Origin of the sequence: Mesorhizobium sp. LNHC252B00, assembly GCF_000502955.1 — a bacterium.
GTDB lineage: Bacteria > Pseudomonadota > Alphaproteobacteria > Rhizobiales > Rhizobiaceae > Mesorhizobium.
The window spans coordinates 34895-54254 of record NZ_AYWO01000023.1 but is presented as its reverse complement, the minus strand read 5'-3'; the positions used below and the strand labels follow the sequence as shown (position 1 = coordinate 54254).

15 protein-coding genes and 1 pseudogene are annotated in these 19360 nt (G+C 63.2%); 6 read left to right on the top strand and 10 right to left on the bottom strand.

What is annotated here, in order from left to right:
• Positions 1-178: 178 nt before the first annotated feature.
• The 4 genes from X744_RS146850 to X744_RS146865 all read right to left on the bottom strand — a co-directional run bounded on the left by X744_RS146850 (position 179) and on the right by X744_RS146865 (position 7452).
• The gene (locus tag X744_RS146850) at positions 179-2494 is read right to left on the bottom strand and encodes an EAL domain-containing protein (protein ID WP_023761458.1); all 2316 of its coding nucleotides are present in this window, start codon (positions 2492-2494) and stop codon (positions 179-181) included.
• 137 nt (positions 2495-2631) lie between these two features.
• Positions 2632-6126, bottom strand: coding sequence for an indolepyruvate ferredoxin oxidoreductase family protein (locus tag X744_RS146855; RefSeq protein ID WP_023761457.1), 3495 nt, complete (start codon positions 6124-6126; stop codon positions 2632-2634).
• Positions 6127-6311: 185 nt separating this feature from the next.
• Positions 6312-6848 carry a hypothetical protein gene (locus tag X744_RS146860; RefSeq protein WP_023761456.1) on the bottom strand — a complete coding sequence of 179 codons (537 nt, stop codon included), beginning with the start codon at positions 6846-6848 and terminating at the stop codon, positions 6312-6314.
• Positions 6841-7452, bottom strand: coding sequence for a CGNR zinc finger domain-containing protein (locus tag X744_RS146865; RefSeq protein WP_023761455.1), 612 nt, complete (start codon positions 7450-7452; stop codon positions 6841-6843). Before X744_RS146865 ends, X744_RS146860 begins: the two co-directional genes overlap by 8 nt.
• Before the next feature lie 148 nt (positions 7453-7600).
• Here X744_RS146865 and X744_RS146870 point away from each other — a divergent pair, with 148 nt between their 5' ends.
• The 4 genes and pseudogenes from X744_RS146870 (at position 7601) to X744_RS146880 (ending at position 12051) form a co-directional block, all read left to right on the top strand.
• Positions 7601-8506, top strand: a complete 906-nt coding sequence (locus X744_RS146870) for a branched-chain amino acid ABC transporter permease (protein ID WP_023761454.1) — start codon at positions 7601-7603, stop codon at positions 8504-8506.
• A 189-nt stretch (positions 8507-8695) separates the two neighbouring features.
• Positions 8696-9280: a TRAP transporter small permease subunit gene (locus X744_RS146875; RefSeq protein ID WP_023761453.1), complete on the top strand. Its 585-nt coding sequence runs from the start codon at positions 8696-8698 to the stop codon at positions 9278-9280.
• Positions 9277-11003: pseudogene (locus X744_RS01000000170125) on the top strand (TRAP transporter large permease subunit). Before X744_RS146875 ends, X744_RS01000000170125 begins: the two are co-directional and overlap by 4 nt.
• Before the next feature lie 19 nt (positions 11004-11022).
• Complete coding sequence (locus tag X744_RS146880; RefSeq protein ID WP_023761452.1) at positions 11023-12051, top strand: zinc-dependent alcohol dehydrogenase family protein; 1029 nt, start codon at positions 11023-11025, stop codon at positions 12049-12051.
• Positions 12052-12212: 161 nt separating this feature from the next.
• Here the strand turns inward: X744_RS146880 and X744_RS146885 are convergent, their stop codons facing one another.
• Positions 12213-13322: a TRAP transporter substrate-binding protein gene (locus X744_RS146885; protein WP_023761451.1), complete on the bottom strand. Its 1110-nt coding sequence runs from the start codon at positions 13320-13322 to the stop codon at positions 12213-12215.
• A 265-nt stretch (positions 13323-13587) separates the two neighbouring features.
• Between X744_RS146885 and X744_RS146890 the strand changes: the two genes are divergently transcribed.
• Entirely contained in the window at positions 13588-14361 is a 774-nt protein-coding gene (locus X744_RS146890; RefSeq protein ID WP_023761450.1) for a gamma-glutamyl-gamma-aminobutyrate hydrolase family protein, read from the top strand.
• On the opposite strand, the gene X744_RS146895 is transcribed toward X744_RS146890, so the two are convergent.
• From X744_RS146895 to X744_RS146915, 5 genes are all read right to left on the bottom strand, one after another.
• On the bottom strand, positions 14362-14766 hold the full coding sequence (locus tag X744_RS146895) for a hypothetical protein (RefSeq protein WP_023761449.1): 405 nt from the start codon (positions 14764-14766) through the stop codon (positions 14362-14364).
• Between the two features lie 82 nt (positions 14767-14848).
• The gene (locus X744_RS146900; RefSeq protein WP_023761448.1) at positions 14849-15832 is read right to left on the bottom strand and encodes a 2-hydroxyacid dehydrogenase; all 984 of its coding nucleotides are present in this window, start codon (positions 15830-15832) and stop codon (positions 14849-14851) included.
• Positions 15829-16851 (bottom strand): LacI family DNA-binding transcriptional regulator, encoded by a 1023-nt coding sequence (locus tag X744_RS146905; RefSeq protein WP_023761447.1) that lies wholly within the window; start codon positions 16849-16851, stop codon positions 15829-15831. The genes X744_RS146900 and X744_RS146905 overlap by 4 nt, the downstream gene beginning before the upstream one ends.
• A gap of 79 nt (positions 16852-16930) precedes the next feature.
• Positions 16931-17815, bottom strand: coding sequence for a DMT family transporter (locus tag X744_RS146910; RefSeq protein ID WP_032907923.1), 885 nt, complete (start codon positions 17813-17815; stop codon positions 16931-16933).
• A 194-nt stretch (positions 17816-18009) separates the two neighbouring features.
• A complete protein-coding gene (locus X744_RS146915) occupies positions 18010-18417 on the bottom strand; it encodes a DUF2000 family protein (RefSeq protein WP_023761445.1) in 408 nt (135 codons plus the stop codon).
• 50 nt (positions 18418-18467) lie between these two features.
• On the opposite strand from X744_RS146915, the gene X744_RS146920 reads away from it, so the two are divergent.
• Positions 18468-19337, top strand: coding sequence for an AraC family transcriptional regulator (locus X744_RS146920; protein WP_023761444.1), 870 nt, complete (start codon positions 18468-18470; stop codon positions 19335-19337).
• Positions 19338-19360 lie beyond the last annotated feature (23 nt).

Genomic DNA, 19360 nt, shown 5'->3' with positions numbered 1-19360 from the left:
GAAATTTAGATGTTGTTGATTTACCTTCTGTTAACCTTAACAGCTGAGCCGCCCACTTGAGAATGTATTTGATGAGGAACGCGCGTCGAGAAAGATGTGGATCGTTGCCTCCAGACATCGCACCTCCAGCAACACAGGGGCGTGAGCTCAGCCAACGCTTGAGCTGTCGGTCACGGCGCTAACTGGCTGTCCGTTTGCCGGTGAGGCGCAGGTCAGCGGCGAAAGGCCAAGTGACATTCGACATCGTCTCGATACCCGACGCACTGAGCGCGGCACCGAACAGGAAGCCCTGAACGAGATCGGGTTTGACCTGCAAGGCCAAGATCTTGAGCTGCTCGAAGGTCTCTACGCCTTCGACAGTCACGGAAAGCCCCAGCGGCCGCGACAGGTTGACGATGCCCTTGAGTAGTTCCAACGAACGCGGGTTCTGGGTGACGTCCATCAGGAATGAGCGGTCGATCTTGATCTTGTCGAGCGGCAGCTTGTGCAGATAGCTCAGGCTCGAATAGCCGGTGCCGAAATCGTCGAGAGCGATGCGCACGCCAATCTGCTTCAATTCCTCGATGTACTGGCGTGTCAGAGATTTGTCATCGAGCAGCGCCGTTTCGGTGACCTCGATTTCCAGCCGGCCAGCGGCGAGGCCAGAGCTCGCCAGCGCATCGCGAACCTTCTGGATGACATCGCGGCTGCGGAAATCCTTGGCGGACAGATTGACCGAGACGCTGGTCTGGTCGGGCCATTTGGCGCATTCGGTACAGGCTGCCTGCAGCACGAAGGTGCTGATCTCGGAAATGATTCCCATTTCCTCGGCCAGCGGAATGAAGATGCTGGGCGAGATCGGCCCGAGATCGGAATGGTCCCAGCGGCAGAGCGCCTCGCAACCGGCGATGCGCATCGTGTTCATCGCCACGATCGGCTGGTAGACTACCCGCAATTCCTTGTTTTCCACCGCGCTGCGCAGATCCGCCTTCATCAGCTGACGGTTGCGGAACGCTGCGTCCATTGCCGCCTCGAATAGCCGCCAGCCGTTCTTGCCGAGTTCCTTGGCCTTGTAGAGCGCCAGGTCAGCCTTGACGATCATGGCGTCGACATCGGTATCCTTCACCTGCGACAGCACCGCGCCGCCGCTGGCCTGGATGCGCAGGCCGTGACCGGCAACGTCCACCTCCCCCTGCAGTCCGGCGAAAATCTCGTCGAGCTGGCTTGTCAGATGGCTCTCATCCTCGACTCGGTCGAAGAAGACCATGAATTCGTCGCCGCCGAAACGGCTGACCGTGATGCCTTGCCCGGCAATGGCTGCAAGCCGCTCGGCAACGGCGTAGATCAACCCGTCGCCGATCGGATGTCCAAGCGTGTCGTTGACGCTTTTGAAGTCGTCGAGGTCGAGCACCGCCAGCCCGCAGAAACGGTCGCGGTCGCCGGACGCCATGGCCTCGCCGATCAACTCGTGGAAATAGGCACGGTTGGGCAGGCCGGTAAGATTGTCGTAACGCGCCATGAAGCGGATCTTGTCTTCCGCCTCGACGCGCCCCGTCACGTCCTCGAAGGTGATGACGCCCAGCTCCTGGCTGCCTTCGCGTGCCGAAAATTCATAGTGCTGGCCGTTGGCGAGGGAAACAAGCACCTTGCGGTCGCGGCCCTCGCGCAAGGCGCGCGTCAACTGGGCCTCGATGTAGCGGCAATCGTTCGGTGCCAACATGCCCGCGGCGACGCCACGCATCAAAAGACCGTGGATGGATCGCCCAAGCAGCGCATCCCCGGACTTGAGCGACATCAGATGGGCAGCTTCGGCATTGGCTACCGCCACGCGGCCGTCGGGGCCGAGCATGACCAGGCCATGTGACATGGTGTTGAGGGCGCGATCGAACCTGTGCGCGAGCTTCTTCGCTTCCTTGTGACCGATGACCGCCGAGAAAAGCACGTTGCGGACGTGGTCGGCGCTGTTGATCGTGATGAACGTCAAGGGGATGATCATCAGCCCCAGAACGACCGAGGGGATATCCATGCGCAGCAAGAGTGCAAGTGCTGCCGGACCAATGAAGGTCACGGAAAAAATCCGCACCATGAGCGGAGATCCGTAGTTCCGGCCAACAACCGTCACCAGGGTTGCGATGGCCAGCGACGTCGCGGCCAGTTCGGCAAAGGGATCAGGATACACATAGATCGATATGAAGCACAGCGCGCCCAGGCCGAGGCCCTGCAGGCTGCCCTTGAGGATATAGTTGCGCTCCCACTGCTGCGCCTCTTGGACATTGGCTATTACGCCGCCCGCCTTTTGGAAGTCGCGAATGCCGAAATAGCGGAAAAGGCTGATGGACAGCAGACTAAAAGAAAAAGCCAGGAACAATGAATCGTGCGTGCGCAAGTAGATCATGAATCCGAGGATCCAGTAGCACACGCCGCCAATCACCAGCATGTGAGCGTTGTCGAACAACGACCGCACAAACTGGATATAAACATCCGCCGGGATGTTTTCGGTCTTTGTTCTGCCCATATCGTCGGCCCAACGCTAGGCCTCGTCATCCCACATCCGCCTTAAGAAAGGCTTAGAACAGAGGCTTTGGCTCGGTTGCCGCAAGGAGCGCAAAAGCAGGACAGACCGGGAAATCGAGCTTCAGGTAAACAAGGCCTTCACTCGGCGGCTCGAAGTGCCGCCCCCGCCGGTGCGTTTGCGAGGCGCTGGAGCAACCGCGAGCGCTCGCCGGCCGCCTGTTTGGCACTGGCTTGCCGGACATGGCCATAGCCGCGAATGAGAGCCGGCACCGAGGCCAGCGCAACCGCCGCGTCGACCCGGGCTGGCGCCAGCGCTCCGGCGATTAGCTCCAGATCCGCCTCGTACTGTGCCAGAAGCTGTCGCTCCATGCGCCGCTCGGCGGTGTAGCCGAACAGGTCGAAGACCGTGCCGCGCAGGCCTTTCATCGCTGCCAGCAGCCGAAAACCCTTCATCATCCAGGGGCCGAAACTCGATTTCCTGGGTTTGCCGTCATTGCCGCGGCGGCCCATGATCGGCGGCGCGAGATGGAATTCAAGTTTGTCGTAGCTCTGGAATTGCTTGCCCAATTCGGCGGCAAACGAGCCATCGGTGTAGAGCCGCGCCACCTCGTACTCATCCTTGATCGCCATCAGCTTGAACAGGTTCCTGGCTGCGGGTTCCGACACCGCGGTCGAACCGGGCACCGCCTTCGCTTCGGCGGCTCGCAACCGGGCCAGTCTTTCGGCATAACGCCTGCCATAAGCGCCGTTCTGATAGGCGGTCAGGAATGCGACACGGCGGGCAATGATGTCGTCCAGCGTCTCGGCGACGTCCGCAGCCTGGCCGGTCTTTCCAGGGACGGTTGGGCCCAGCTGGGCGACGAGGCCGCGCACGAATTCCGGCTGATGGGCGGCACGACGGCCCCAGCGAAAGGCGGCTATGTTCATCGCCACTGCCTCGCCATTGAGCTCGATCGCCTTCTCGACCGCCTCGGCGGAGAGCGGCAAGCCGCCATGCTGGAAGGCAAAGCCGAGCATGAACATGTTGGCGCCGAGTGAATTGCCGAAAAGTGCCGTGGCGGTGCGGGTGGCGTCGAAGAAATGCGCCTTGTCGTCTCCGGCAGCAGTGCGGATCGCTTTCTTCAGGCGCTCTATCGGCAGCGAGAAATCGGCCGAACGGGCAAATTCGCCGGGCATGATCTCGGCGGTGTTGGCGAGGAAGATGGTGTGGCCCTCGCGCACCGCGGTCAGCACCTTCTTGGCGCCCGACACGACGAGATCGCAGCCGAGCACGAGATCGGCCTTGCCGGCCGAAACACGGATGGCGTGGATGTCGTCCGGGGTGCGGGCGATGCGGACATGGGTGAACACCGAACCGCCCTTCTGGGCAAGGCCGGCCATGTCGATCATGCCGCAACCCTTGTCCTCGAGATGCGCGGCCATGCCAAGCACAGCACCGATGGTGACGACGCCGGTGCCGCCGACACCGTCGATGATTGCCGCCCAGCCCTGTTCGCCAAGCGCGAATTCGGCGGGCGTCGGCACGCCGTCGAGCGGGTTAGCCTTGCCGGCAAGGCCTTCGGCCTTGCGGATCTTGGCTCCGTGCACGGTGACGAAGGATGGGCAGAAGCCATTGACGCAGGAGAAATCCTTGTTGCAGCTGGACTGGTCGATCCTGCGCTTGCGGCCGAATTCGGTCTCGACCGGCTGGATCGAGACACAGTTCGATTGCACGCCGCAATCGCCGCAGCCTTCGCAGACCAGCTCGTTGATGAAGACCCGCTTGTCGGGATCTGGGAATGTGCCGCGCTTGCGGCGGCGGCGCTTTTCGGCGGCGCAGGTTTGGTCGTACAGCAAGACCGATACGCCCTTAACGTCCCGCAGTTCGCGCTGGACGAGATCGAGATCGTCGCGGTGATGGATGGTGGCGCCGGCCGGGAATTCGGCCTTGCCGGCATATTTGTCGGGTTCATCGGTGACGATGGCGATGCGGTCGACGCCTTCGGCCCGCACCTGCCTGGCGATCATATCGACGGTCAGACCACCTTCGTGCGGTTGGCCGCCGGTCATCGCGACGGCGTCGTTGTAGAGGATCTTGTAGGTGATGTTGGCGTCGCTCGACAGTGCAAAGCGGATCGCCAGCGTGCCTGAATGATTGTAGGTGCCATCGCCGAGATTCTGGAAGATATGGCCGCGCTTGGAGAACGGCGCCTGGCCGACCCATTGCGCGCCCTCGCCGCCCATCGCCGTGAAGCCGAGGGTATTGCGGTCCATCCACAACGCCATGAAGTGGCAACCGATACCGGCAGCGGCGATCGAGCCGTCCGGCACCTTGGTCGAGGAGTTGTGCGGGCAACCGGAACAGAAGAAGGGTGTGCGCGAACCGATGTCGGTGGCGTCGGCGAGCATTGCCTGGAACTGCCGCAGCTTTGCCACCCGCGCCGAAATCTCCTCGGACGGGCCGATGGTCCTGACAATCCTCTCGCCAAGCGCGATGGCGATCTCGTTGGGGTCGAGCGCGCCCTTGGCAGGGAACAGCCAGTCGCCGCGCTCGTCCTTCTTGCCGACAATGACGGGCTGCGTTGCGGTGCCGTAGAGGCTCTCGCGCAGCTGTACCTCGATCAGCGAGCGTTTCTCCTCGACGACGACGATGGTGTCGAGGCCGCGGGCGAAATCGGCGATGTGATGCAGATCGAGCGGCCAGGGGCAGCCGACCTTGAACAGCCGCACGCCGATGCGGTTGGCGGCCGCCTCGTCGATGCCGATGTCCTCCAGCGCCTGGCGAACATCTAGATAGCTCTTGCCCAGCGTGATGATGCCGATCTTCGGGTTGCGGCCGCCCGAATAGACAATGCGGTTCAGCCCATTGGCAAGGATGAAGGCCGAAGCCGCGGCACGCTTGTGCTCATGCAACCGTTGCTCCTGGCCGAGCATATCGATCTCGTGGCGGATGTTGAGACCGCCAGGCGGCATGTCGAAATCCGGCACCACGATGTTCAGCCGCCCGAGCGAGGCATCGACCGAGGCCGTCGATTCGATGTTGTCCTTGACGCATTTGATCGCCGCCCAGGTGCCGGCAAAGCGCGACATGGCAAAGCCGTAGAGCCCATAATCGATGATCTCCTGGACGCCGGCCGGGTTGAGGATTGGCACCATCGTGTCGACGAACAGGAATTCGGTGGCATGGGCGTTGGTCGAGGATTCGGCCATGTGGTCGTCGCCCATCAGGGCGAGCACGCCGCCATGCTTGGACGAGCCGGCGAGATTGGCGTGGCGGAACACATCGCCTGATCGATCGACGCCCGGCCCCTTGCCATACCAGACCGAAAAGACGCCGTCATGGGTGCCCTCGCCCAGCAGCTCCGTCTGCTGCGCGCCCCAGCAAGCCGTGGCGGCCAGCTCCTCGTTGAGGCCAGGCTGGAAGACGATATCGGCCTGGGCGAGCTGTTTCTTGGCCTTCCACAGCTGCATGTCGAGGCCGCCGAGCGGAGAGCCGCGATAGCCGGAGACAAAGCCGGCCGTATTCAGGCCGGCGCGGCGGTCACGCTCGCGCTGCATCAGAAGCATGCGGATGACCGCCTGCGCGCCGGACAGGAAGATGCGCTCCTTTGCCAGGTCGAACTTATCGTCGAGCGCGACGTCATGCAGCGTCATCAGGAATTTCCTCTGCGGAGGCCGCGCGGGGGCAGGCGGCCAGCGTCGGGATCGGATGACGCATCCTTTCTCCCCTTGCAAGGCAGGTCAAACAAAATCGCAGGTGCCAGGCAACGCACAACGAGCAGTCGGCAATCATCGCTGCGGGCATTGCGCGGCACTGCAGCCGGGCTGGCAGTGGCGGGTCAGGTGCCCTTCGAGCAATCCGGCTTCGGCTCGCCCGGCAGCTTGCCGTCGGGATGGCCGACGAGATCGGGATTGGCCGTATAGAGCTGGTCGATCACCAGCGGCCTGTCGGGCAGGATCGACTGATCTTCCGTCGACATCAACGTGGTGTCGATCTCCTGCAGGACCGCACCGTCGGCCCCCTTGATGCTGATGGCAATCGCATAGGGCTTGTTCTTGACGACGCAGGTCAGAGCCGGGCTTTCCAGTGTCACCTTGTCGAGCTTCGGCCAGACCTTCTGCTCGACCACCAATGGCGCGCCGCCGGCCGGGTCTTGGAAGCTGGCGACCGCCACCTGGCCTTCTCCCATCGGCTTCAGCGGCCGTAGCGTCACCACATAGGTCGCCCTGGCGAGGCGGTAGTTGAAGACGAATATCTTGCCGGAAATCTCGAACAGCTTGCCGTCATCGTTGCCGGTGTCGCGGCAGGCGCCGAGCGCAACGGCGGCGATGAGTGCCGCACCGACGACGACCGAACGGGAAAAACCTTTAAGCATTCTTGACCTCATTTTCCGCCATGCGGCGGCGACGATAGTGACGACTTGCCTTCTGGCGGTTGCCGCACACCGCCATGTCGCACCAAAGGCGGCTGGAATTGCGGCTTCTGTCGACGAACAGCCAGGTGCAGTTGGGACAGATTCTGAGCCTTGCGGTGGTGTCGTCGCGCAGCAGCGAGAGCGCCGAAACCGCCAGCGCCGTCTCGAAGGCGATCGGCGTCACCGGATCGCCGAACGGCCTTCCCGGCGCACCGATCTCGGTCCGGCTACCGGCCAGGCCATCGGAGCAGGCTGTGAGGAAGCCCGGCAAATCGGAGGTTGCAATCGAACCCTTCGACACCGCCCCACGAAACAGCCGGTCAGTCGCCTCGCGGATCGACAGCACGACGGGCGCAATCGTCTCTGGTGACGGCGCTGCCAGCGGCCTGCCGCCAAGCTCGGCGGCGCGAAAGCGGCTCGCCGCATCGGCGAAGCGGGCAATCTCGGCCGGATCATCGAAGCGGTCGAAAGACCTCTGCGGATCGCCGCGCCGCACGACGGTGTTCGCCGTGTCGAGCGCAAGCAGGCCGCCAGTGAAGCGGTGCGGTGTCCAGGATACCGTCATGCCAGAAATCTAACCGATAAATCGCGTTTGACAAGTTAGTTTCAGCGATGCAAACCTTACGTCGGGGTGCGGTCTCCGCAGCCTTTTGAGCATGTCGTCGTCACAAAGCCACTTCGCACTTTTGGGCGACATGCTCCGAGGATTTCGCATGCTCTATTTCTTCCAGCAGGTGCTGAACGGGCTGCATTCGGGCGCGCTCTACGCGCTGCTCGCCTTCGGCTATGTGCTGACCAACGGCATCCTGCACCGCACCAACCTCGCCTATGGCGCGCTGTTCGCCTTTTGCGGCCAGACGATGATCCTCACCGCGGCCTTCGGCTATCAGGTGCTGTGGCTGACGCTGCTCGCGGCGGTGGCGCTCGGCGTCGTCGCGGCTTTCCTCTATGCCGCACTGCTCAGCCACGTGCTGTCCCGCAGCGTCTTCGAACCCTTGGCCGACCGTACACCCAACGCGATCGTGGTAACGACGCTCGGCATCCTGTTGCTGTTGTCCGAGGCGAGCCGCATCGCGGCCGACACGCACGATTTGTGGCTGCCGCCGATGCTGGCACAGCCTGTCGTTTTCGCGCACGGCGCGACCTTCAAGGCGACGCTGACGCTTATCCAGCTCATCGACTGCGCGGTGGCGCTGGCGACAATCGCCCTGGCCAGCTGGACGTTTGCCCGTTCGGGCTTCGGCCGGCGATGGCGCGCCGTTTCCGATGATCCCAAGGCAGCCGCGATGTGCGGCGTCGACGTGCGCGCGGTGTTACGGCATGCTGTGCTGTTCGGCGGTTTCTGCGCCGCGCTGGCCGGCATCATGGCCGGCCTCTATTACGGGAATGTCAGCTTCGGCTCCGGCCTCGTCTACGGGCTGAAGATCCTGTTCGTGACGGCGGTCGGCGGCTATCTCTCGCCGCCGCGGGCGGCGCTGGGCGCGGCCGCTTTCGGCATGGCCGAATCGCTGTGGACCGGCTATTTCCCGCTCGAATGGCGCGATGCGTGGATGTACCTGTTCCTGGTCGCGATCCTGGTGCTGATCGGCGCCGGCCGCGACACCGGCAAGATTGCCTGAACCGCATCAGACTTTGGTTGCATGACGCGGGGCAGAGAGCCGGTATCCGCCCAACTCTCCCGTGCAATGATATCTTGCCGCCGCTATCCTTGTTGACCCGTCAGTCCACGCACGGCATACCGTTGGACCACGTGGCGTGACGGACAATAAGGGGGAGCCGGCACGCCTCCGACATACAGGGAGGAATGCATGGCAGGGCTTCTCGCTCTATCCAGGACCATCGATCGTGCGAATGAGTTCATTGGCAAATGGGTGTCGTGGCTGATCCTGCTGGCGATCCTGGTGAGCGCCGCCAACGCCATCATCCGCAAGATGTTCGACATATCCTCGAACGCCTGGCTCGAGCTGCAGTGGTATCTGTTCGGCGCCGCCTTCATGCTGGCCGCCGCCTATACGCTGAAGCAGAACGAACATATCCGCATCGACATCGTCTACGGCCTGTTTTCACGCCGCGTGCAGCACTGGATCGACCTGCTTGGCCATCTGCTTTTCCTGATGCCGTTCGTGACGCTGATGGTGGTCTATTTCGTTCCCTATGTGTCGCTGTCGTTTCGCAGCGGCGAAATGTCCAACAATTCCGGCGGGCTCATCATCTGGCCGGCCAAGGCCATCCTGCTCATCGGCTTTTTCCTGCTCGCGCTGCAGGGCGTCTCCGAGATCATCAAGAAGATCGCCATCATGCGCGGCGACATGGACGATCCCAACCCGTTCATATCTGTGCATGAGCAGGCCGAACTCGAAGCCAAGGCACTGGCCGACGAGGTGCGCTCGTGATGGAGTTCATCGCCCAGAACATGGCGCCGATCATGTTCGCTTCGCTGATCATCTTCCTGCTGATCGGCTATCCAGTCGCCTTTTCGCTAGCCGCCAACGGCTTGATGTTCTTCTTCATCGGCGTGCTCCTCTCGCCCTATTCCGGTGGATCGATCAACCTCGCCTGGCCGCTTCTGCACGCACTGCCGGATAATTTCTACGGCAGCCGGGTGATGTCGAACGACACGCTGCTGGCCATTCCGTTCTTCACCTTCATGGGCATCGTGCTTGAACGATCGGGCATGGCCGAAGATCTGCTCGACACGATCGGCCAGCTGTTCGGGCCAATCCGCGGCGGCCTCGCCTATGCGGTGATCTTCGTCGGCGCCCTTTTGGCGGCGACCACCGGCGTGGTGGCCGCGTCCGTCATCGCCATGGGCCTGATCTCGCTGCCGATCATGCTGCGTTACGGCTATGACCGGCGCGTGGCGGCCGGCGTCATCGCAGCGTCTGGCACGCTCGCCCAGATCATCCCGCCGTCGCTCGTGCTGATCGTCCTCGCCGACCAGCTCGGCCGTTCGGTCGGCGACATGTATGCAGGCGCGCTGATCCCGGGCCTCGTGCTCACCGGGCTCTATATGTCCTACATCCTGATCATGTCCTTCATCCGGCCGAATTCGATGCCGGCGCTGCCGCTCGAGGCCCGTAAGCTCGGCCATGGCGTGATGTCCTTGCTGGTGGCGCTGGCGGTCACATCAGCGGTTTCCTACGCGGCGTATCGCTATCTGGCGCCGACGCATGGCGACAATGCCGACATTCTCGGCGCCACCGCCGGAGTGCTCTTTATCTACATTGTGGCCATTGCCGACAAAGGCCTGAACTTCAACATGATGTCGAGGCTCGCGCAGCAGGTGATCATCGTGCTGATCCCGCCGCTGGCGCTGATCTTCCTGGTGCTGGGCACCATCTTCCTCGGCATCGCCACCCCGACCGAGGGTGGCGCCATGGGCTCGGTCGGCGCCTTGATCATGGCGGCGGCAAAAGGCAGGCTGTCGCTGGACGTGGTCAAGCAGGCGCTGACCTCGACGACGCGGCTGTCGTCCTTCGTGCTGTTCATCCTGATCGGCGCTGCCAAGCGTGTTCCAGATGTAGAGGATGGCGACGGCCGGCACCAGNCGGCGTCAACCTGCTCGTCTTCTTCCTCGCCTTCTTCCTCGACTTTTTCGAACTCGCCTTCATCATCGTGCCGCTGCTGGCGCCGGCCGCCGACAAGCTCGGCATCGACCTGATCTGGTTTGGCGTGCTTCTGGGCGTCAACATGCAGACCAGCTTCATGCACCCGCCCTTCGGCTTCGCGCTGTTCTACTTGCGTTCGGTGGCCGCCCGCGTGCCCTATCTCGACCGCCTCACCGGTAAACAGATCGCACCCGTGACCACCGGACAGATCTATTGGGGCGCGGTGCCGTTCGTCTGTATCCAGGTGATCATGATCGGACTGACCATCGCCTTCCCGCAGATGGTGATGCACTACAAGGGAACGACCGTCGATCCGGGCACGATCGATTACAAAGTGCCGGAGGCACCCGGCCTGTCGCCACTCGGCACACCATCTGCCGGCGGCACGGCACCAGCCGCTCCCGCCGCGCCCGATGATCTGTCGCAGCCGCCGAGCTTCGGCGAACCGGCGCCGGCCCAACCGGCGGCACCGCAGCCGGATCTGTCGCAGCCGCCAAGCTTCAACTGAACCTGGCATGGGCAAGATCATGAAGGCGGTTCGGCTGGAAGCGGTGGGCAGCATCGCGCTGCGCGAAGTCGACAAACCCGATATCGGGCCGGACGAGCTTCTGGTGCGTGTCGAAGCCTGTGGTGTTTGCGGCACAGACCGGCATCTGTTTCACGGCGAATTTCCGTGCACGCCGCCGGTGACGCCCGGCCATGAGTTCTCCGGCATCGTCGAGGCGATCGGAGCATCCGTATCCGGCTTTGCCATTGGCGATCGTGTCACCGGCGACCCCAACATCGCCTGCGGGCGTTGCGCGCATTGTCATGCCGGGCGGGTCAACCTCTGCAGCAATCTGCAAGCCATCGGCATCCATCGCGACGGCGGCTTTGCCGAATATCTTGCCTTGCCGCAGAAGCAGGCTTTTGTCCTGCCTGTGGGCCTGGATCCAATGCATGGTGCATTCTGCGAGCCGCTCGGTTGTTGTCTGCATGGCGTGGACCTTGCCGGGATCCGGCCGGGCAGCTCGGTGGTCGTGCTGGGCGGCGGCGTGATCGGCCTGCTCACCGTGCAACTGGCAAGACTGGCCGGGGCCACCACCGTCATTCTGTCGACCAGGCAAGCCTCGCGGCGCGTGCTCGCCGAGGAAATCGGCGCCACTGCGACGATCGATCCGACCGCCGCCGATGTCATCGAAGCCATCGCCGGACCAGCCGGTCTGGTGCCGGGCGGAGCCGACGTGGTGTTCGAATGCGCAGGCGTGCGAGAGACCGTGGAGCAGTCAATGCGCATGGCCCGCGCCGGTGGCACGGTCGTCATCGTCGGCGTGACACCGCAAGGCATGAAAGCGGAGTTCGAGCCCTTCGACCTGTTGTTCCGGGAACTGAAGGTGCTCGGTTCCTTCCTCAATCCTCACACCCATCGCCGCGCCGCCGAACTCATTGCATCGGGTGTAATCGAGATCGACAGGCTGATCTCCAGGCAGGTGCCGCTCGAAGACGCGGCAGCGGTGATCGCCAATCCACCGGCGCCCGGCGAGGTCAAGGTGCTGGTGGTGCCCAGCCGGGTCTGAGTGGCTACCGCAGATTGTTATACGAGCGTTTGCGCCGCCCCTCATCGCCCTGCCAGGCACTTCTCCTCGTATAGTGATGGGGAGAAGGTGCCGGCAGGCGGATGAGGGGCGGCGCAAACTTCAATCCTTTGCCGCGCAAGCCCGAGGTCTCTCAGATGGGGCTACAGCTTGCCGTTGCGCTGCTGAACCATCATGAAGGTGTCGTAATTGTATTCGGCCACCTGCGCCCAGAGATAGTGCTCTTTGCGGAAGCCCTTGATCGATTCCCAGATCTTCTTGAACGGGGCGTTGGAGGCTTCCATTTCGGCATAGACCTCGTTGGCTTTTTCGAAACAGGCCGCCATGATCTCCTGGCTGAACGGGCGCAGTTTCGCGCCGCCGGCCACCAGCCGCTTCACCGCCGCAGGGTTCAAATAATCGTATTTCTGCAGCATGTTGGCGTCGGCGGCCTGTGCCGCAGTGCGCAGAAGCGACTTGTAAGTCGGCGAAAGCTCGTCGTATTTCGCCTTGTTGAACATCAGATGGACGGTCGGGCCGCCTTCCCACCAGCCGGGATAGTAGTAATAGGGCGCGACCTTGTAGAAGCCGAGCTTCTCGTCGTCATAGGGCCCAACCCATTCGGCGGCGTCGATGGTGCCTTTTTCCAGCGCAGGATAGATATCGCCGCCGGCGATCTGCTGCGGCACGACGCCGAGCCTCTGCACCACCTTGCCGGCAAAACCGCCGATGCGCATCTTGAGGCCGGAAAGGTCGGCCACCGTTTTGATTTCCTTGCGGAACCAGCCGCCCATCTGCACGCCGGTGTTGCCGCCCGGCAGGCCGAAAAGGCCCTGCGTGGCGAGAAACTCGTTGAACAGGTCGATGCCGCCGCCATGGTAATGCCAGGCATTCATTCCGCGTGCGTTGAGCGAGAAGGGAACCGCCGCACCGAGTGCCCATGTCGGGTCCTTGCCCCAGTAATAATATGCCACCGTGTGGCAGGCTTCGACCGTGCCGGCGGTGGTGGCGTCGGCGGCCTGGAGGCCCGGCACCAGTTCGCCGGCGGCGAAGACCTGGACCTGGAAATTGCCGTCGGTGGCTTCCGACAGCATCTTCGAGAACACCTCGGCGCCGCCATAGATGGTGTCGAGGGACTTCGGGAAGGACGACGCCAGCCGCCACGTCACCTTGGGATTGGACTGAGCTATTGCGGGCGCCGCCAGAGTGGCCGCCGCCGCCGCGGCGCCGACGCCTGTGACACCAGCCTTGCGAATGAATGAACGACGATCCATGCAGTTCCTCCCTTTTGGATCAAAAGACCGACGTTCGGGGATATCCTCGATTTCCGTGTCGGTTCGTTCGAGACAATACACGGGCAAGAAGTCGAGTCCAGCACGGCGGCCCGATTTGACGGCGAAGCCCAGCCGCCCTGCAACTATAGTCTAACGGGCCGTTTCCTGGCCTATGTGACACGTTGAAACTTGGCATGGAAAAATCCCCAGGGATCGCCTATTTTGGAGGCAGGAATCCCTTGCTCAGATGGAACACAGAGCCAAAATGCATCAGCCGCTCGTCGCCATATCAACCGACGTCCGTCAGTTCGACAACTACACCTGGCATGCCGTCCCGCAGCAATATCTGGAAGCGGCGATCACCGGCGCCGGCGTGTTCCCGGTGCTTGTGCCGTCGTTTGGTGACCGGCTCGACTTCGACGAACTTCTGTCGTCGGTCGATGGCGTGATGGTCACCGGCTCGAAATCCAATGTGCATCCTTCGCTTTATGGCGGCGACGCCAGCGAAGCCAACGGGCCCTATGACCCGGCGCGCGACGCCACGACGCTGCCGCTGATTCGCCGGGCGATCGAGCGCGGCGTGCCGCTGCTCGCGATCTGCCGCGGCATCCAGGAATTGAATGTGGCGCTCGGCGGCACGCTCGGCACCGAGATCCAGGAGCGCGAGGGTTCGCTCGACCACCGCGCCCCGGTGAGCGACAATCAGGACGAACGCTTCGGTATCCGGCAGACGGTGACGATCAAGCCCGGAAGCTGCCTGGCCGGTGTGTTCGGCGAGGGCGACATCATGGTCAATTCCGTACACCGCCAGGCGGTCGACCGGCTCGGCTCGAAGCTGCAGATCGAGGCCGTCGCCAACGACGGCACGGTCGAAGCGGTGTCGGTCAGGGATGCTCGCGCCTTCGCCGTCGGCGTCCAATGGCACCCTGAATATTGGGTCAAGTCGGACAGCAACTCGGCGAAAATATTCCGCGCCTTCGGCGATGCTGTTCGCCTGCACGCCGCGGCGAAAGCCGGAGCGCGCGCTGCGGCAGAATAATCAGTCGCCAGATTTAGAGTCACTGGTGGCCGCCAGCGACAGCAGCGGCAGCGCCGGGGCGTAGGATTCGTAGCCATTGCCGTCGGCAGCCGCGAATGTGACGATCGGATCGACACCGTTGGCGCTGAAGGCGACCGTGCCGTCGTCTTGCTCTCGCCAGAACTTCGCCTGCTCTATGCCCGGCAAGAGTTTGCGGCAGATCGGGGCGACGGCAAGCAGGGACAAGCCATCCGAGATTTCGGTCCCGCGACTGACCGCACACGCCGCCTCGTCGCCATTGGCGACCAACCTGTAGCTGTTGAACGGCACGACTTCGTCGGCGGCACTTTCACTGCTGCCACCGTGAAACAGCTGAATGCCGCCAAACAGGGCTGCGGCAGCGATCAATGCGGAAAGCGCTTTCATCGTTCTTCATCCACGCGCACGGACAGGATAAAGAATGATTCCTGAGGGTTAAGCCGACGTTAATAAACGCGGCAACCGCAGCTCAGCCACGAGCCCTGATTCCGACCGTCTCCGGCACCGGCGTCAGCGGGCGGCGCTCGGTGAACCAGGACACCAGATTGTCTACGCACAGGTCGGCCATGGCACGGCGGGTGTGATCCGAGGCCGAGCCGACATGCGGCAACAGCGAGGTGTTTGGCGCGTCGAGCAACGCCTTGGGCACGTTCGGTTCGTCGGCAAAGACATCGAGGCCGGCAGCGGCGATGATGCCGTTGGCGAGTGCTGCCGCAAGCGCGGGCTCATCGACCGTGCTGCCGCGGCCGATGTTGACGAAGACCCCGCTGGGGCCAAGCGCCGACAGGATTTCGGCATTGACCGCCTTCTCCGTCGAGGCTCCGCCAGGCGCTACCGAAATCAGTGTGTCGACGGATTCGGCAAGGCCTTTCAGCGTCGGATGGTACTGGTAGGAAAGCCCTTCGACGCGACGCCGATTGTGGTAGGAGACCGGCAGGCCGAAAGCTTCGAGCCGCCGGGCGATAGCTTGTCCGATGCGGCCCATGCCGAAAATACCCACACGGCGCCCGCGCAAGGTCAGCCGGCTCAGCGGATAGTTGCCGTTGCGCACCCAACTGCCATCGCGCAGCCAGGTTTCGGCTCGCGGCAGGTCGCGGACAGTGTTGATCAGCAGCCCGATGGCAGTGTCGGCAACTTCCTCGGTCAGCACGTCGGGCGTGTTGGTGACCATGACGTTCTTCGCCGCCGCATGGCCGACATCGACCGAATCATAGCCGACGCCGAAGGAAGCGATGAGTTCGAGATTGGGCAGTGCATCCATCATCGCCGCGTTGATGCCGGCGAACGAAGCGATGCCACGCACGTTGCTGCGCATCTCGTCGGTGACCAGGGACGGATCGGCACGTTCGATTGTGACACGCCTGAATGTGCGGTCGATGCGGTCGACCGCATGATCGTTGAAATCGCCCGGCACCAGGATGGTGACGGTTTGCAGTTGTTCGGCCTTGGTCATCCACGCTCCACCGGCTTGCCGGTCGACTGACGTACATGCAGTTCCGGCTTGATCAATTCCTGCGAGGGCCGCACCATCTGCCCGTTGAGCTTGTCGAGCAGGGCGCTGGCGGCACGGCGGCCCACCTCGCGCTGCCCATTCCAGACGGTGGTGAGTGCCGGCGTCGCAATCGCCGCCTCTTCGAGATCGTCATAGCCGGTGACGGAAATGTCCAGGCCAGGCACGAGGCCGGCTCGCGCGATGCCGTTCATGAGCCCGATGGCGACAAGGTCGTTCCAGCAGCAGGCCGCCGTCGGTCTATCCTTCAGCGCCAGGAATTGCCCGGCGGCCTCGAAACCGGCCTGCTTGGTGCGCGGGCCGGCGATGCGCCAGGACGGCCTGACTTCAAGCCCGGCCGCCTCCATGGCGTTGACATAGCCCTGGTAGCGATCGCGGCCGGTCGAGGTCTGGTCGGTGCCGCCGATCATGGCGATGCGCTTGTGTCCGAGCGAGATCAGATGGTTGGTGGCGAGCCCGGTGCCATAAGCATCGTCGCCGCGGAAGACCGGCACGTCGGCGCCCTCGACGGTGCGCGCGATCAGCACCGCCGGCAGACCGTTCTCCTCGGCCATCACGATATCGGAAGCGGGTGTGCCGATGGCCGGCGACATGATGACGCCGTCGGCACCTAGCTGCAAAAGCGTGTCGATGAAAGTGCGCTGCTTTTCGAGCTGATCGTAATGGTTGGACAGGATGAAGGTCTGCCGGCTGCGGTCAAGCTCGCTTTCGATCGAGCGCAGTATCTCGGCGAAGAACGGGTTCATGATGTCGTGGACGACGACACCGACAATACCCGAACGCGAGGTGCGCAAGCTGGCGGCGCGGCGGTTGTAGATATAGCCGATGGCGCGGGCGTGTTCCTTGATGCGGTCGCGGGTGGTCCCGGCAACCAGAGGGCTGTCGCGCAGCGCCAGCGAGACCGTGGCCGTGGACACGCCGAGCGCATCCGCGATCGTCGAAAGCTTGATTTTTTGTGCCAGCGACTTGCGCTCCCCGACCGACCTGAGTTCTTGATCTAAACAGTTTAAAGGCGGCGTTATGCCACCGATCGAGGGCAAATCAAAGTTTTTTTGCCAGCGCTTCCGCCTCGACATCCGAGGCCGCGCGGCTCTGCAGCCGAAGCCGGTGCTCGCGGTGGACGATGTAGAGGCCGCTGGCGACGATGATGGCGGCGCCGACCAACGTCCAGCGGTCGGGAAACTGCTTGAAGACGATCCAGCCGGAAATGATCATCCACACCATCTGCGAATAAGGATAGGGCGCCAACGCCGTGGTCGTCGCCAGCCGGTAGGCCTGGACCAGCAGCCAGTGGCCGACGCCGCCGAACACGCCGAGCATGAGCAGCACGAACCAGTGCCAGCCGTCATGCGGCAGGGAAAACGAAAACGGCAGCAAGGGCAACAGCAGCAGCGCCGGTGCCAGCGCCGAGAACAGGATCAGGCTCTCCGGCGTCTCGGTCGCCGACATGCGGCGCGTCATGATGACGTAGAAGCAGTTCGACAGCGTCGAGCCGAGCGCGAAGAGATGCCCGATGCCGAAAATCCCGACGCCCGGCCGGGTGATGATGAGAACACCGGCAAAGGCCGCCAGGATTGCCAGCCAGCGGCGCCAGCCCGCCCATTCGCCGAGCAGCGGACCGGCCAGAGCCGTGATCACCATCGGCCCGAAAAAATAGATCGAGGTGGTCTCGGCCAGTTGCAGGGACCGTAGCGCCAGGACGTTGAAGATGGTCGAGCCGAACAAGAACAGGCCGCGCAGGACATGCGCCGGCAGATTGTCCGGGCGAAAGCGCGCCGGCTCGCGCCAGCCGCGAAGCAGCGTGCCGACCAGCACCACATGCACGGCAAAGCGCACCCAAGCAACGATCAGCACCGAAACGCCGGCAAGGACGAGGTACTTGCTGCTGGTGTCGAGGAAGGTGAAACAGACATAGGTGGAAAGCATGCACAGGATCGCCACCGGTGGCGTCGCGCTTTCTAGATGTCTTTGGGGAGCACTCAATTGCAGGCCGGATCGGAAGCTGGACTGGAGCTCTCCTTTGCGGGAATTGCCGGCTCCCGGCAAGCCAATTGTCGGCGTCGCGACACGAAAGCCGGCTGGCACAACAAGAGCCGCCGGCAGGCGTAGTGTCTGAAGGGCTACGGATGCATGCGGGCGCCCTTGGTGATCTTGTCGACCAGCTTCTTGTCGGCGCGAAGCGCTATGCCGACCACCTTGGCGTCTTCAGGCGCGAATTCGGCGAAGACGGCGCGGTTGGCCGCGTCAAAGCCGGTCGAAAACATCTCCTCGACATAGAGCGAGGTCGTCACGCCGCGCTCCAGTGTGCGCATGTGTATCGTGCCAAGCGTTGCCTGGTCGGCGGACAGCACGATGACCGGCTGGATCGACAGCGGGTTGTAGAGATTGCCGGCGCGATCGCAATAGGGCTCGCCGATGATGTCGGGAAACTGGGCGGCGATGCCGCTGGTCAGGAAGGCGGTGACGTTGAGTTTCTGCCAAACCGGCAAATCCTGCCTGAGCACGATTGCAAATTTCGTATCGAACATGAGAGATAGACCATTCGAGGTTGCGCCCCGGTTTTGGGACTGAAGGAACGATGTCGCACGATCTAGACAGCCAGGCCTTTAGAGGTCTTGGACGTTTGTGCGTCGATGCGGCGGAAAACTGCATTATCTCCGCCCCCGACCCCGCCGGCATGGAGCGGATCGAGGCGCGCTTCCACGGCAATGCCTTCGACCTGCATCGCCACGATACCTATGCGATCGGCGTGACGCTGCACGGGGTGCAGACGTTCCGCTATCTCGGCGCGACGCGCCACAGCCTGCCCGGCCAGATCATCGTGCTGCATCCCGACGAGTTGCATGACGGCGGCGCCGGTACGGAGGCCGGCCTGCGCTACCGGATGCTCTATTTGGAGCCGTCTTTGATGCTGGAGTGCCTTGGCGGCGCGTCGCTGCCGTTTGTCAGGGATGGCGTGGTGACGGACGCGGCCTTCTGCGCCACGCTGCTTTCGGCGCTGGGCCCGATGGAGCGGGAACTCGACGAGTTGTTCGTCGACGACTTCCTCGCGCAGTTGATGCAAAGCCTGACGCGGCATGCCGGCCAGCCGGCAAAGCCGATGGCCAGGACGGCGTGGCGGGCGGCTGCACTGGCTCGCGACTATCTCACGGAAAACCTGACCCGCCCAGTGCGTTCCGGCGAGTTGGAAGCGGTAACGGGGCTCGACCGCTATGCCCTGTCACGGCATTTCCGAGCCGCCTTCTCGACCAGCCCGCATCGTTTCCTGGTGATGCGCCGGCTCCAGCGCGCGCGGAGGATGATCGCCGCCGGCGAGCCATTGGCGCAAATCGCCATCGACGCCGGCTTCAGCGACCAAAGCCATTTCATCAGGCAATTCAAGAAGGCGTTCGGCATGACGCCGGGACGCTGGTCGTCGCTTATCCAAGGCTCTGCAGCGGCGGCTTGAGCGCCTGCCGCCCAGACTAACGC